Here is a 13731-nt window from a genome sequence, read left to right on the forward strand (position 1 = left end):
CGCCCCCGGACATCCCTCGATCTTTCAGGAGTACCAGCATGACCACGGTCGATCAGGACCTCGAGCCGGCCGCCCCGAGCGCCGTCGAGGGCGAGCGACTCACCGCTCCGAGCGGCGGGAAGCCGCAGCGGCGCGGCCGTCGCGCCGCCGGCTTCACCCCCTACGCGCTCATCACGCCGGCCATCATCGTGCTGGCCGCGATCGTCGGCTGGCCGCTCGTCCAGCTGATCATCACGTCCTTCCAGGAGTTCGGCCGGGCCCAGGTCTTCGGCGCCCCGCCGAGCTGGGTCTGGTTCGACAACTACATCGACGTCTTCACCGACCCGGTCTTCTACGGCGTCCTCGGCCGCACCCTCCTGTTCGCCGGCGCGTGCGTGGCGGTGACGATGGTGCTGAGCACGCTCATCGCCCTCATGCTCGTGCGCCTGCCCAAGGGCTTCCGCATGCTCCTCACCGTGGGCATGCTCCTCGCCTGGGCGATGCCGGCCCTCACCGCCACCATCGTGTGGGGCTGGATGTTCGACACGGCGTACGGCGTCATCAACTACGCCCTCGTGAACTGGTTCGGCCTCGCGGAGTTCGACCAGCACCAGTGGCTCATCAACCCGCTGAGCTTCTTCATGGTCGCGGGCATCATCGTCGTCTGGGGCGCCGTCCCGTTCGCGGCGTTCACCCTCTACGCGGGCCTCACCCAGGTCCCTGGCGAGGTGCTCGAGGCGGCCCAGCTCGACGGCGCCGGCGGCTTCGCCCGCTTCCGGCTGATCATCTTCCCCTACCTCAAGCCGATCTTCATGATCGTGACCATGCTGCAGGTGATCTGGGACCTCAAGGTGTTCACGCAGATCTTCGCGCTGCAGGACATCGGCGGCATCCGCGCCCAGACCAACACGCTCGGCGTGTACATCTATCAGACCTCGATCGCCGGCGGCGACTTCGGTCACGGCGGCGCGATCGCCGTCATCACCGCGGTGCTGCTGATGGCGATCTCCATCTACTACATCCGTCAGGTACTCAAGGAGGAGGAGCTGTGAGCGCCGCCGTCACCCCGACCACCCGCGCGGTCACCGCGCCCGGCTCGCTCGATCGCGCGCGGCGCGGCGGCGGCCGCCGCCGGGTCACGACGTGGCTGCTCTCGGCGCTCTCCGTCGTGCTGTTCGCACTGTTCGTGTTCCCCGTGTACTGGATGGTGAACACCTCCTTCCAGCCGAACAACGACGTGCGCGGCTCCGAGGTGCACTTCTTCCCCGACAACTTCACGCTCCGCAACTACGAGACGGTCATCTTCGATCCGGGCCGCACGCCGTTCCTCCCCGCGGCGGCGAACTCGCTCATCGTCACGCTGCTGACGGTGATCATCGCGCTCGTCTTCGCGTTCCTCGCCTCGGTCGCCGTGACCCGGTTCCGGTTCAAGAGCCGCCGGGCGTTCATCCTGACGATCCTCGTCATCCAGATGATCCCCGGCGAGGCGATGATCGTCTCGGTGTTCCGCGTCATCGACGGCTGGCAGCTGCTGAACACGATCGCGGGCCTCACCATCGTGTACATCGCGACCGTGCTGCCGTTCACCATCTGGACGCTGCGCGGATTCGTGAACGGCGTGCCCGTCGAACTCGAGGAGGCCGCCATGATCGACGGCTGCTCGAGAGCTGGCGCCTTCTGGCGGGTCACGTTCCCGCTGCTGGCCCCCGGCCTCATCGCCACCGGCGTCTTCGGCTTCATCCAGGCGTGGAACGAGTTCATCATGGCGCTCGTGCTGAACGCCCGCCCCGAGATGATGACGCTGCCCGTGTGGCTGCGCACCTTCCTGGTCGCGAACGGCACCACGAACTGGGCCGGCATCATGGCCGGCTCGACGCTGATGGCGATCCCCGTCATCGTCTTCTTCCTCATCGTGCAGGGCCGGATGACGAGCGGACTCGTGAGCGGAGCCGTCAAGGGATGAGCGAGCAGATCCGACCCGACGCGGCCGAGACGCTGCGCCGGGACATCCTGACGACCCTGCTTCCGGGCTTCGACGGGCCAGTGGCGCCCGAGTGGCTGCTGCGCCGGCTCGCCGACGGGCTCGGCGGCGTGTGCCTCTTCGGCATGAACGTCGAGGGCCCGGAGCAGCTGGCCGCCCTGAACGCCTCGCTCCGCGCGGCGAACCCCGCCGCGGTCATCGCGATCGACGAGGAGGGCGGCGACGTCACCCGGCTCTTCTACGACCGCGGGGCGCCCTATCCGGGCAACGCCCTGCTCGGCCGGCTCGACGACGTCGTCCTCACCGAGGGCGTCGCCCGGGCGGTCGGCGAGGCGCTCGCCGCCGCCGGCTGCACGCTCGCCTTCGCCCCGGACGCCGACGCGAACTCCGACCCGGACAACCCGGTGATCGGCGTGCGCAGCTTCGGCAGCGACCCCGAACTCGTCGCCAGGCACACCGCGGCGTGGGTGCGCGGCATCCAGTCCACGGGTGTCGCCGCGAGCGCGAAGCACTTCCCGGGGCACGGCGACACCGCGACCGACTCGCACCTCGCGCTGCCCGTCGTCGACGTCGACCTCGAGACGCTGCGCTCGCGGGAGCTCGTGCCGTTCCGTGCGGCCGTGGCCGCGGGCACCGCGACGATCATGACGAGCCACATCCTGCTCCCGCAGCTCGATGCGGAGAACCCGGCGACCCTCTCCCCGCACATCCTGCATCGCCTGCTCCGCGGGGAGCTGGGCTTCGAGGGCGTCATCGTGACCGACGCCCTCGACATGCAGGGGGCGAGCGGCGTGCACGGCATCCCCGAGGCGGCCGTGCGCGCCCTCGCCGCCGGCTGCGACCTGCTCTGCATCGGCTCGGACAACGACGACGCCGAACTCGAATCGATCCTCGTCGCGGTCGAGGCTGCGGTCGCCGCAGGCCGGCTCGGCGCCGATCGGGTGGCCGAGGCGGCGGCCCGCGTGCGGGCGCTCGCCGAGCTGCCGCTCGCCGGGGATGCCGCAGCCGGTCGCATGCCGGAGCCGGCCGAGCTCGTGCCCGCCTTCGAGGTCTCGCCCGCGGCCGCCGCGGTGCTGGCCGGCGGCGTCGGCACGGTGGTGCGCGTCGAGACGGAGGCGAACATCGCCATCGGCGAGGCGCCCTGGGGCGTGTTCGCCGCGGAGGCCGAAGCGGCGCGACCGGGCTGGGTCAGCCTCGCCCGACGCGAGCGGCTCGCCGACGGCGAGGCCGAGCCCGACTGGGCGGCCCTGCCCGGCCCCGTCGTCGTCATCGGCAAGGACCTGCACCGCCACGACTTCGCCCGCCGGGCGATCGACGCACTGCGGGCCCTGCGGTCCGACGTGGTCGCGCTCGACATGGGGTGGCCGTCGGACGACCGGCGCTACGCCGACATCGCCACCTTCGGGGCCTCGCGCCTCGTCGGCGACGCCGTGATCGGGCTCGTCGAGGAGGCGGGCCGGGCGACGCCCGCGAGCTTCGCGTGAGGCTCGGCATCGACATCGGCGGCACGAAGACCGCCGCCATCGCCCTGGACGAGGCGGACGCGCTCAGCGAGATGCTGCGCATCCCGACCGCGATCGGCGCGGAGGGCGTCCTCGAGACGGCCTACGCGACCGCGGAGCGGATGCGCGAGCTCGCCGGCGCCCCCGCCGGCGGATTCAGCTCGATCGGCATCGGCATCCCGGGCGCGGTCGACACGAGCACCGGACGGGTCGCCCACGCGGTGAACCTCGGCGTCGAGGGGCTCGACCTCGGCCCCCGTCTGAGCGACCGGCTCGGCGTCGAGGTGCGCGTGGAGAACGACGTCAAGGCCGCCGCGCTCGGTGCGCAGCACCTGCTCGCGGCGAGCGGCGAGGCGCCCCGTTCGATGGCGTACGTGAACCTCGGCACGGGGCTCGCCGCCGGGATCGTGCAGGACGGCGTGCTGCTGCGCGGCGCGAGCGGGGTCGCCGGCGAGGTCGGGCACGTCCCGGTCGATCCGGACGGCGTGCGCTGCGCCTGCGGCCAACGCGGATGCCTCGAGACGCTCGCCTCCGGATCCGCCATCGCCCGGATGTGGCCGAGTCGGCATCCGTTGCCCGCGCTCGAGCTCTTCGACGCCGCCGACGCGGGCGATCCTCGCGCCGTCGAGGTGCGCGACCGCTTCCTCTCGGGCGTCGCGGCGACCGTGCGGACGCTCGTGCTCACCGCCGATGTGGAGCAGCTCGTCATCGGGGGCGGGCTCGCCGCCCTCGGTGGCCGACTCGAGGCGGGCGTGCACCGTATCCTGGGGGAGTGGTCCGCCGAATCGGCGTTCCTCGACTCTCTGGACCTCGCCCGACGGGTGCGGGTCATCCCCCTCGGATTCCCCGCGGCCGCCGTCGGCGCCGCGCTCGTAGGAGAACAGCTATGGCCGAAGTCGTGATCGTCTCCGACCAGGACGCCGCGGGCGCCCTGGTCGCCGATGCCATCGTGCAGCTCATCCGTCGGACGCCCGACGCGGTGCTCGGGCTCGCGACCGGCTCGACCCCGCTCGCCACGTACCGGGCCCTCGCGGCGCGCATCGAGGCCGACGGGGTGGATGTGCGCGGGGTGCGCGGCTTCGCGCTCGACGAGTACGTGGGGCTTCCCGCGGGCCACCCGGAGAGCTACCGCTCGGTGATCACCCGCGAGGTCGTCGAGCCGCTGGGGCTCACCCCGGAGCTCGTGCGCGTGCCCAACGGCGACCCGGCCGAGGTGCAGCACGCCGGTGCGGACTACGAGGCCGCGATCACGGCGTCCGGCGGGGTCGACCTGCAGATCCTCGGCATCGGCCGGACCGGGCACATCGGCTTCAACGAGCCCGGCTCCTCGCTCGCCTCGCTGACCCGGGTGAAGACGCTCACCGAGCCCACGCGCGCCGACAACGCGCGCTTCTTCGACTCGCCCGACGACGTGCCGATGCACTGCATCACGCAGGGGATCGGCACCATCCTCCGCGCGAAGCACCTCGTGCTCCTCGCCTTCGGCGAGGCGAAGGCCGACGCGGTCGCCGCGGCCGTGGAGGGGCCGGTCTCGGCGAGCCAGCCCGGCTCGGCGATCCAGCTGCACCCGCACGCGACCGTCGTGATCGACGAGGCGGCGGCGTCGAAGCTGCAGCAGACGGCGTACTACCGGCACGCCTGGGCGAACAAGCCGGCCTGGCAGGGCATCTAGCCGGGCCGCTCGCCTCACGCCTCCGTGCGTCGGGGGCGCGCCCGCGTCAGTGCGGCAGCACCTCGGCCACCATGGCGAGGTAGCGCTCCTCGTCGAAGTCGTCGAAGAGCTGCCGCTGGATCATGAAGCCCTGGCCGAGCGCCATGGCGAGCGGGATGCATCGGGTGAGGGCTTCCTCGGCGGGGGCGCCGCCCTCGGCGGCGCGCGCCTCGAACCAGGGGCGCATCGCGCCGGTGAAGGTGGCTCGGATCGCGGCCACCGGTCCGCGCACGGCCTCGCCGACCTCGGTGTCGGTGGCCGCCGCCGCCCAGAGCTGCACGAGCAGCCCGGTGTCGAAGGTGTCGCGCATGCCGCGCAGGAGCAGCCCGAGCACATCGGCCGGGCTCAGCAGGCGGCCCGCCGCCTGCTCCTCGGCGAGCTCACGGCTGCGACTGGCCAGGGTGCGTTCGGCCACGGCGGCGATGAGCTCGCGCTTGCCGCGGAAGTGCCCGTAGATGGCGCCGGCGGAGAGCCGGGACTCCGCGATGATGTCGGCCATCGAGGCGCGTTCGAGGCCCTTCTCGGAGAAGGTGCGCAGCGCCGCGTCGAGGATCTCGTCGCGGCGGGCGATGCGGTGCTCCTCGCTCACCTTCGGCATCGTCGCTCCTCTCGTCGCGATCGTCGTGTCGGGTGTCGAGCCGGTGCCGGCCCCAAACAGAACGATCGTTCTTGACAACCCTAGCAATGCGAGCGCACCATAAAGAACGAACATTCGTTTTTCTTGGAGGAATCATGGCGCACCCAGCCGTCCCGCCCACCCCGATCGGCCGCGTGACCGCCCTCGGCCTCGGCCTCGCCGCGATCGTCGCGGTCATCGTGCTCGCCTTCTCCTGGCCGTCGGTCACGGCCGACCCGCACGAGCTGCCGGTCGTGATCTCCGGGCCCGCCGCAGCGGTCGACGCCGCCGAACAGGCCCTCGAGGAGGCCCAGCCCGGTGCCATCGCCTTCACGGAGGTCGGCGACCGGGCCGCGGCCGTCACCGCCATCGAGCACCGCGAGGCGTACGGCGCGATCGTGCTCGGCGAGACGCCGGAGGTGCTCACCTCCTCCGCGGCGAGCCCGGTCGTCGCGCAGCTCCTCGGCACCGTCGCGACGAAGCTCGAACAGGGCGTGAACGCGCAGGCCGCCGCCGCCGCGGCCGCCGCTGGCGCGCCCGGCACACCACCGCACGTCACCGTCGCGGTGAGCGATGTCGTGCCGCTCGCCGAAGCCGACCCCCGCGGCACCGGCCTCACCGCCGCCATGTTCCCGCTCGTGCTCGGCGGCATGCTGGGCGGCATCGCGATCTCGCTCGGTGTGATCGGCGCCCTCCGCCGGGTCTACGCCGTCGTGCTCTACGCAGCGGTCGGCGGGGCCGTGCTCGCGGGGATCCTCCAGGGGTGGTTCGGTTCGCTGCAGGGCGACTACTGGGCGAACGCCGCCGCGATCGGCCTCGCCCTCGCCGCCATCGCGGCCCCCATCACCGGCTTCGTCGCGCTCATCGGCCGCGCCGGCATCGCCGTCGGCCCGGTCGTCATGCTGCTCATCGCGAACCCGATGTCGGCTGCGGCGATGCCGAAGGAGTTCCTGCCCGCCCCGTGGGGTGAGGTCGGCCAGTGGTTCCCGCCCGGCGCGGCCGCGACCCTCGTGCGGGACCTCTCGTACTTCCCCGCGGCCGACGCGACATTCCCGTGGCTCGTGCTCGGTGCATGGACCCTCGGCGGTGTCCTGCTCTCGGTGCTCGGGCACTTCCGCACTGCGGGCGGCGCCGAGCCCGACGCGGAGGCGGCGCTGGCCGACGGACCCGAGCCGCAGGCCGTCGTCGGCGCGGCCTGAGCCGGAGCGGCCGCGGTCAGCCGCGGACGCCGCTCAGGCGCTGAACTCGCGGCGACCGTTGATCACGCCGCTGACGGCCGCGACGACGGCGAACACGATCGCGACGATCGGCTGACCCATCAGCCACCAGGCGATCGCGGCCGAGGAGAACACGGCGATCTCGACGAGGGCCTTCACGAACGGGTCGACGGCGAAGACCGCCTTCGGCGAACGGAACAGCGCCCAGAGCAGGATCGCGAAGAGCGGCGCCCCGATGCCGATGAGCACGCCCGGCCAGGGCAGCGGGAACGCGGTGAAGCCGAAGATGCCGAGCGTGACGATCGCGAAGAGCTCGAGGACGAAGCGGAGCAGCTCGTTGAAGCCGATCTTGGGCTGGGCGGTGCTGGGGGCGTTCACGACGATCAAGCCTAGTCGCGCCACGAGGCATCCGCTGCCGGCGCAGCCCGCCGCCGGCGGCGACCGCGGTCGCGAGCTCAGCGGAAGATGATGGTCCGATCGCCGTCGGCGAGCACGCGTCGCTCCGCGAACCACTTCACGGCCTGGCTGAGCGTGCGGCTCTCCTCGTCCTGCCCGATCGCGACGAGTTCGGCGACCGACCGCGAGTGGTCGACGCGCACGACGTTCTGCTCGATGATGGGGCCCTCGTCGAGATCACTCGTCACGAAGTGCGCGGTCGCCCCGATGAGCTTCACGCCACGGGCGTGCGCCTGGCGGTAGGGGTTCGCGCCCTTGAAGCCGGGCAGGAAGGAGTGGTGGATGTTGATGCAGCGGCCGGCGAGCGCCTCGCAGAACTCCGGGGAGAGGATCTGCATGTAGCGGGCGAGCACCACGAGCTCGATGTCGTGCTCCTCGACCGCCTCGAGCACGCGCCGCTCGAACGCCGCCTTCTCGTCGGCGTTCGTGACCGCGAGCGACTCGAACGGCACCCCGTAGAAGTCGACGAGGTCGCGCAGCGTGCCGTGGTTCGAGAGCACGAGGGGGATGTCGACCGGCAGCTGCCCGGCGCGCTGGCGGAACAGCAGGTCGTTCACGCAGTGCCCGGCGGTGGAGGCCAGCACGAGCGTGCGGAGCGGCCGGGCGACCTCGTCGAGGTGCCACTCCATGCCGTAGCGCTCGGTGACGGGCAGGATGGCCCGCTCGAATTCCGCGCGGTCCGCGGGCGACTCGACCTGCAGCCGCATGAAGAAGCGGCCGGTGTCGAGGCTCGCGAACTGCTGGCTCTCGGTGATGTTGCCGCGCGCCGCGACGATCGCCCCGCTCACCGCGTGCACGATGCCCGGTCCGTCGACGCAGACGAGGGTCAGCACCCAGTGGTGCAGGTGCGCGGGAGCGAGGTCGGCGGCGGAGGTCATCCCGCCAGAGTACCGGGTTCCTCCGGTGCGACCGGCGCGAGCTGACCGCTGTCCGGGGCGGCCGCATCGGCGAGCAGGCCGCCCTCCTCGCCGAGGTTCCGCAGGCCGGGGGAGAAGACGCCCGTGCGGTCTCCGACGACGTAGCGGACGCCGATCGTGGCGGGGTCCTCGACGAAACCGAGATACTCCCGACTGGCCCAGCCGCCCTCGTCGAGCTCCACGCGATCGACGACGCGCCCATCGGCGATCAGTTCCACCGTCGCGCCGGGCGCGCCGGCGAACAGGCCGAACCAGGTGGTGCCGAGGAATCCGCCGTAGTACAGGGAGGGCGCCTGCAGCCAGAGCCCGATCTCGGTCGGAGCTGAGACGTTGCCCGCCACGTCGCGCTGCACCACGGCCACCCGGCTGTCGCCGGCCGGCAGCGTCGTGAGCTCGAGCATCCAGCGCCCGTCGGGACCAGCCACGGTGCTCATCGAGCCGTCGGCGGCGGATGCCTCGGCGCCGCCGTCGCTCGCGGCGAGCACGGTCGCGACGTCCCGGCGCACGGGCGTCGCCGTGACCGTCGCGCCGGGCTCGGCGGTGCCCGTGAGCCGGGGGAAGACGAGCCCGCCGGCGGTGTCGACGTCCTGGTCGACGGTCGGCGGCAGCGCGACCGTGTCCGGGGGTTCCGGACTGGGCGTCGGTGTCGGGGTGGGCGTCGGTTTCGGCGCGGGCGGCGGGGCGGCGGGTTCTGCCGGGGCCTGCGGCGCGGGCGACTCGACGGGCGGGGCGTCGTCTGCGGGCGGCGTCTGCACCGTCGGCGGGACGAGCGGCGGCGCGGCCGGCGGAGCGACGACGGGGGCGCCATCGGCCCCCGCGGCCGGGGCCTCGACGGGGGGCGCTTCGGCGACGGCCTGCGGCTCCGGGGTGCCGGCGGTGAGGCCGGGCAGCACGACGGCCGCCGCGACGACGGCGGAGACGAGCACCAGCGCGCCCACGCCGGCCCCGACCGCGACGCCGGCCCCGCCGACGCCTCCGGCCGCTCCGCCGGCAGCGGCGCCCCCGGCACCGGCTCCCGCGCCACTTGCGCCGCCCGCGGCTCCGCCGGCGACGCCCACGGCGATCCCCGCGCCGCCGACGCCCAGGGCGACGTCGACGACCGGCGTGTGCTGCTGCAGCCACGCGGAGTACGCGGTGGCGCCGCCGATGCCGGCCGCGAGCGGCAGCAGCACCAGCGCGAGCCGGGAGCCGACCTCCTTCGCCTCCGCGGCGACGATCGTGCACTTCGCGCAGTCGTCGAGGTGCCGTTCGAGTCGGGAGGTGTCGCGCTTGCCGAGCTTGCCGCGGGCGTAGCCGCCGAGGTGATCGATGGTCCAGCGGCACTCCGGCTCGCTCGCCGACTTCAGGTGGGCCCGGATCCACGCCTGCCGCAGCCCCTCGCGGGCACGGTAGGCGAGGGCAGCCGTCGAATTCGCGCTCATGCCGACGAGCGGCGCGATCTGCGCGGGCGTCATCTGCTCGACCTCGGAGTACCAGAGCACTTCCTGCCATCGCGTCGGCAGCGAGCGGAACGCCTGCGCCGTCGTGCTGCGGTCCAGGGCATCGAGCGTCGACTGCTCGTTCGACTCGGGGTCCTCGAAGGACTCGAGCGTCTCGAGGTTCGTCTCCTGGCGGGCCCGGCCCCAGCCGGCCGCCGTGTTGCGGATGGTCGTGAAGAGGTACGGGCGGAACGCGCCGCGCGGACCGCCGCCGGCGAGGATCGCGTCGTAGATCTTCGTGAAGGACTCGGAGACGAGGTCGTCCGGGTCGAGGCTGCTGTACGAGCGCGCCACGGTGCGACCGGACGCCGCGTGGCGCTGCCACAGCTCGGCGTACGCGGCCGAATCGCCCTGCCTCGTCTGCTCGACGAGGTCGAGGTCCGAGACCTCGCTCACGGCGTTCCGCATCGTCATCCTCTTCCCGGGCGCATCGCATGCAGGCCCGATCGAGAGACGGTGGAGCAGCCGCGTCATGACGCGGAAAATGATCGGGTCACAGCATTTCAGCAGATTTCTCTGGAAATCGCGTCATGATCGCGTCCAGACTGCATCTGTTCAGCGAAGGCATCCGCACGGATCGCGGCGCCGGGAGACCCGAACCCCGGCGAGATCCGCTTCGTGCGGAGGCTCTGAACCGGGCGGGGGAAGCCCGGTTCGGTACCCGGCCGGGCTTCGGAGGCGATGGGGAACACGCCTCCGAACCCGGTCCACCGGGCACTGGTTCCCTGAGCTCTCTGGTTCCCTGACCTCGTCGAAGGGAGCGCGGCGCTTCGACAGGCTCAGCGGGCCAACCCTGGTTCCCTGAGTTCGTCGAAGGGAGCGCGGCGCTTCGACAGGCTCAGCGGGCCAACCCTGGTTCCCTGAGTTCGTCGAAGGGAGCGCGGCGCTTCGACCGGCTCAGCGAACCACCCTGGTTCCCTGAGCTCGTCGAAGGGAACGCGGCGCGCTTCGACGAGCTCAGCGGGCCACCCTGGCGCTTCGACGAGCTCAGCGAGCCACGGCGGTTCCGCGACGGCTCAGCCGGCGAACGGCACCAGCGCGCGGCCTGCGCCCCACACCGCCTGCACGGCGAGCTCGTCGTCGAGCAGCACGGCGTCGGCCGCGAAGCCGCGGTCGAGGCGGCCGAGCTCGTGCGCGCGGCCGATCGCGGCGGCGGGCGTGGACGTCAGGGCGCCGATCGCCTCGTTCAGCGGGATGCCGCAGTCGAGCACGGCGCGGCGCAGCGCCACGTCCTGCGTCAGAGTGGACCCGGCGATGGAGCCGCCGTGCTTCAGCCGGGCGACCCCGTCGAGCACGACGACCTCGAGCGAGCCCAGGATGTACTCGCCGTCGGCCGCGCCCGTGGCTGCCATGGCGTCGGTGATGAGGGCGAGTCGCCCCGGCGCGCCCGAGAAGGCGAGTTTCACGACGTCGGGGTGCACGTGCACGCCGTCGTTGATGATCTCGAGGGTCACGTGATCGGCGTGCATCGCGGCCACCACTGGCCCGGGGGCGCGGTGGTGGATGCCGCGCATGCCGTTGAAGGCATGCGTCAGGATCGAGGCGCCCGCGTCGAAGGCGGCAAGCGCCTCCTCGAAGCCCGCGCCGGTGTGCCCGACGGCGACCGCGACGCCCCGGTCGACGAAGCGGGCGATCGCCTCGGCGGCGCCCTCGTGCTCGGGCGCGATGGTGATCTGGCGCAGCGTGCCGTCCGAGGCATCCAGCAGCGCGTCGACGTCGGCGAGGCTCGCTCGCCGCAGCAGCTCGGGATCGTGCGCGCCGCGGAACTCGTGGTCGAGGAACGGCCCCTCGAGGTGCGAGCCGAGGATCCGCGGGTCGTGCGCCGCCAGCTCGGTGATCATGCGCATCCGCTCGGCGAGGGCGTCGACGGGGGCGGTCACGAGCGAGAGGACCGAGCGGGTCGTGCCGTGCGCGGTGTGCACCGCGAGCGTGCGCTCGACGCCCTCCGGCCCGTCGTCGACGGAGGCGCCGCCGGCGCCGTGGCAGTGCAGGTCGATGAAGCCCGGGGCGAGCCATCCGCCCGCCGCGTCGACCACCGCGGTGCCGGCCGCGAGCTCGTCGCGCCAGCCCTCGCCGAGTCCGCGCGCCGCGACGACGCCGCCCTCGAAGCGCACCCAGGCGTCGGGGGTGGTCTCCGCGTCCGTGACGAGACGGGCCGAGTGGATGACGACGGGCGCAGTGCTCACGCGTTCAGCCTAGTTGCGCGGGGGACGACGCTCATTCGGCGACCATCACCTCGTAGCCGTGCTCGGCGAGCGCGGCGCGCTGCTCCGACGTGATGCCCGAGTCGGTGATGACGAGCGGGAACAGCCGCGGCCCGCCCATGGTCGCGAACGCGGTCCGGCCGAGCTTCGAGGAGTCCGCCACGATGATCGCCCGCCCCGCGCGGGTGGCCATGAGCCGGTTCACGGCGGCCTCGCGTTCGTCGTGGGTCGTCGGGCCCTTGACGGGGTCGATGCCGTTGACGCCGATGAACGCGATGTCCACGGTCACCGAGTTCAGCACCTGCTCGGCGTAGCTGCCGACCAGCTCGTAGCTGCGCGGGTGCAGCACGCCGCCCGTGACCACGAGCTTGATCTGCGGCCGGGTCGCGAGTTGGGTGGCGATGTTCACCGCATTCGTCACGACCGTGAGGTTCGGCGTCGGCGAAGGCTCCATGATGTCGGGCCGCATCGCGAGCGCGTTGCCGATGGCGGTCGTCGTCGTGCCGCCGGACAGGCCGATCACGGCACCGGCGGGCACGAGCCGGCTCGCGGCCTGGGCGATCCGCTCCTTCTCGTCGGTGCGCTGGTGGTTCTTGTAGCGCAGCGGCAGGTCGTAGGCGACGGTCTGCGCGACGGCGCCGCCCCGCGTACGGGTGAGCAGCTGCTGCTCGGCGAGGGTGTCGAGGTCGCGGCGGGCGGTGGCCGGCGAGACGCCGAGGCGCTCGACGAGCTCCTCGACCTCGACCCGTCCGCCGTCCGCGAGCAGGTCGAGCACCGCGTTCAGCCGCTCGGCACGATTCATGGTCACCCCTCGGTCAGCGCGAAGTTCCGCAGCATCCGCGCCGCTTCGGCGGCGACGGCCTCCCGGCCCTCGCCCACGTACTTCCGGGAATCGACGATATCGGGCCGCGCCGCGAGGAACTCGCGCACGGCGCGCGTGAAGTGGCCGTTCAGGTGCGTCGAGACGTTGATCTTCGTCATGCCCGCGGCGATCGCCCTGGCGATCTCCGCGTCGGCCACGCCGGAGGAGCCGTGCAGCACGAGCGGCACGGGGAGCGCCTCGTGCAGCCGTGCGATGAGCTCGAGGTCGAGCGCGGCCGTGCGGTCGGTCATCGCGTGCGAGGACCCGACGGCCACGGCGAGGGCGTCGACGCCGGTCGCCTCGACGAAGGCGACGGCCTCGGCGGGGTCGGTGCGGACGCCCGGCGCGTGCGCGCCGTCCTTGCCGCCGACCTCGCCGAGCTCGCCCTCGACGAAGACGCCGGCGGCGTGCGCCTTCGCGGTCACGCGCGCGGTGGCCGCGACGTTCTCCTCGTACGGCAGGGCGCCGCCGTCGAACATGACGGAGCCGAAGCCGAGGGCGATCGCCTCGTCGGCGAGCTCCTCGCGCTCCGCGTGGTCGAGGTGCACCGCGACGGGCGTCGCCGCCCGCCGTGCGACCGCGAGCGTCGCGAGTCCGATCGGCTCGAGCGCGCCGTGGTAGTCCGCGCAGTTCTGGGAGAGCTGCAGGATGACCGGCAGCCCGGCCCGCTCGGACGCGGCGACGAGCGCCTCGGCGGTCTCCAGGTGGATGACGTTGAAGGCGCCGAGGCCGGTGCCTGCGGCTGCGGCGGCGCGGACGAGCTCGGCGGCGGGGACGAGGGGCATGCGTGGCCTTTCCGGTGGGATGC

General features: G+C 72.9%; 13 protein-coding genes. 6 read left to right on the forward strand and 7 right to left on the reverse strand.

All coding sequences use genetic code 11. The features are described 5' to 3' along the window. Nucleotides 1–38: 38 nt before the first annotated feature. Genes IEY71_RS02930 through nagB form a run of 5 tightly spaced genes read left to right on the forward strand, consistent with a single transcriptional unit; the run spans nucleotide 39 to nucleotide 5134 of the window. Entirely contained in the window at nucleotides 39–1031 is a 993-nt protein-coding gene (locus IEY71_RS02930) for a carbohydrate ABC transporter permease (RefSeq protein ID WP_189083793.1), read from the forward strand. Then, complete coding sequence (locus IEY71_RS02935) at nucleotides 1028–1942, forward strand: carbohydrate ABC transporter permease (protein ID WP_189083794.1); 915 nt, start codon at nucleotides 1028–1030, stop codon at nucleotides 1940–1942. The genes IEY71_RS02930 and IEY71_RS02935 overlap by 4 nt, the downstream gene beginning before the upstream one ends. Further along, the gene (locus IEY71_RS02940; protein WP_189083795.1) at nucleotides 1939–3444 is read left to right on the forward strand and encodes a glycoside hydrolase family 3 protein; all 1506 of its coding nucleotides are present in this window, start codon (nucleotides 1939–1941) and stop codon (nucleotides 3442–3444) included. Before IEY71_RS02935 ends, IEY71_RS02940 begins: the two co-directional genes overlap by 4 nt. Next, nucleotides 3441–4364, forward strand: coding sequence for an ROK family protein (locus IEY71_RS02945; RefSeq protein ID WP_189083796.1), 924 nt, complete (start codon nucleotides 3441–3443; stop codon nucleotides 4362–4364). The genes IEY71_RS02940 and IEY71_RS02945 overlap by 4 nt, the downstream gene beginning before the upstream one ends. Beyond that, nucleotides 4349–5134 carry a glucosamine-6-phosphate deaminase gene (gene nagB, locus IEY71_RS02950; RefSeq protein ID WP_189083797.1) on the forward strand — a complete coding sequence of 262 codons (786 nt, stop codon included), beginning with the start codon at nucleotides 4349–4351 and terminating at the stop codon, nucleotides 5132–5134. The genes IEY71_RS02945 and nagB overlap by 16 nt, the downstream gene beginning before the upstream one ends. Before the next feature lie 46 nt (nucleotides 5135–5180). On the opposite strand, the gene IEY71_RS02955 is transcribed toward nagB, so the two are convergent. After that, complete coding sequence (locus IEY71_RS02955; RefSeq protein WP_189083798.1) at nucleotides 5181–5771, reverse strand: TetR/AcrR family transcriptional regulator; 591 nt, start codon at nucleotides 5769–5771, stop codon at nucleotides 5181–5183. Between the two features lie 134 nt (nucleotides 5772–5905). On the opposite strand from IEY71_RS02955, the gene IEY71_RS02960 reads away from it, so the two are divergent. Beyond that, entirely contained in the window at nucleotides 5906–6988 is a 1083-nt protein-coding gene (locus IEY71_RS02960; RefSeq protein ID WP_189083799.1) for a hypothetical protein, read from the forward strand. Nucleotides 6989–7021: 33 nt separating this feature from the next. Here IEY71_RS02960 and IEY71_RS02965 read toward each other — a convergent pair whose 3' ends face one another. From IEY71_RS02965 to IEY71_RS02990, 6 genes are all read right to left on the reverse strand, one after another. Further along, complete coding sequence (locus IEY71_RS02965; protein WP_229781499.1) at nucleotides 7022–7384, reverse strand: YrdB family protein; 363 nt, start codon at nucleotides 7382–7384, stop codon at nucleotides 7022–7024. A 77-nt stretch (nucleotides 7385–7461) separates the two neighbouring features. Further along, complete coding sequence (gene purU / locus IEY71_RS02970) at nucleotides 7462–8340, reverse strand: formyltetrahydrofolate deformylase (protein WP_189083800.1); 879 nt, start codon at nucleotides 8338–8340, stop codon at nucleotides 7462–7464. Further along, complete coding sequence (locus IEY71_RS02975) at nucleotides 8337–10265, reverse strand: sigma-70 family RNA polymerase sigma factor (RefSeq protein WP_189083801.1); 1929 nt, start codon at nucleotides 10263–10265, stop codon at nucleotides 8337–8339. The genes purU and IEY71_RS02975 overlap by 4 nt, the downstream gene beginning before the upstream one ends. Before the next feature lie 608 nt (nucleotides 10266–10873). After that, complete coding sequence (nagA, locus tag IEY71_RS02980; RefSeq protein ID WP_189083802.1) at nucleotides 10874–12043, reverse strand: N-acetylglucosamine-6-phosphate deacetylase; 1170 nt, start codon at nucleotides 12041–12043, stop codon at nucleotides 10874–10876. 31 nt (nucleotides 12044–12074) lie between these two features. Beyond that, the gene (locus IEY71_RS02985; protein WP_189083803.1) at nucleotides 12075–12863 is read right to left on the reverse strand and encodes a DeoR/GlpR family DNA-binding transcription regulator; all 789 of its coding nucleotides are present in this window, start codon (nucleotides 12861–12863) and stop codon (nucleotides 12075–12077) included. Between the two features lie 2 nt (nucleotides 12864–12865). Next, entirely contained in the window at nucleotides 12866–13708 is an 843-nt protein-coding gene (locus IEY71_RS02990; protein ID WP_189083804.1) for a class II fructose-bisphosphate aldolase, read from the reverse strand. Nucleotides 13709–13731 lie beyond the last annotated feature (23 nt).

The sequence above is a fragment of the Agromyces mediolanus genome (assembly GCF_014648575.1).
GTDB lineage: Bacteria > Actinomycetota > Actinomycetes > Actinomycetales > Microbacteriaceae > Agromyces > Agromyces mediolanus.

What these genes read in the sequence shown, in the direction of transcription:
- IEY71_RS02990 (WP_189083804.1), bottom strand. Translation starts at nt 13,708, where the DNA reads ATGCCCCTCGTCCCCGCCGCCGAGCTCGTCCGCGCCGCCGCAGCCGCA.
- nagB (WP_189083797.1), top strand. Translation starts at nt 4,349, where the DNA reads ATGGCCGAAGTCGTGATCGTCTCCGACCAGGACGCCGCGGGCGCCCTG.
- IEY71_RS02960 (WP_189083799.1), top strand. Translation starts at nt 5,906, where the DNA reads ATGGCGCACCCAGCCGTCCCGCCCACCCCGATCGGCCGCGTGACCGCC.
- IEY71_RS02955 (WP_189083798.1), bottom strand. Translation starts at nt 5,771, where the DNA reads ATGCCGAAGGTGAGCGAGGAGCACCGCATCGCCCGCCGCGACGAGATC.
- IEY71_RS02985 (WP_189083803.1), bottom strand. Translation starts at nt 12,863, where the DNA reads ATGAATCGTGCCGAGCGGCTGAACGCGGTGCTCGACCTGCTCGCGGAC.
- IEY71_RS02975 (WP_189083801.1), bottom strand. Translation starts at nt 10,265, where the DNA reads ATGCGGAACGCCGTGAGCGAGGTCTCGGACCTCGACCTCGTCGAGCAG.
- IEY71_RS02930 (WP_189083793.1), top strand. Translation starts at nt 39, where the DNA reads ATGACCACGGTCGATCAGGACCTCGAGCCGGCCGCCCCGAGCGCCGTC.
- IEY71_RS02940 (WP_189083795.1), top strand. Translation starts at nt 1,939, where the DNA reads ATGAGCGAGCAGATCCGACCCGACGCGGCCGAGACGCTGCGCCGGGAC.
- purU (WP_189083800.1), bottom strand. Translation starts at nt 8,340, where the DNA reads ATGACCTCCGCCGCCGACCTCGCTCCCGCGCACCTGCACCACTGGGTG.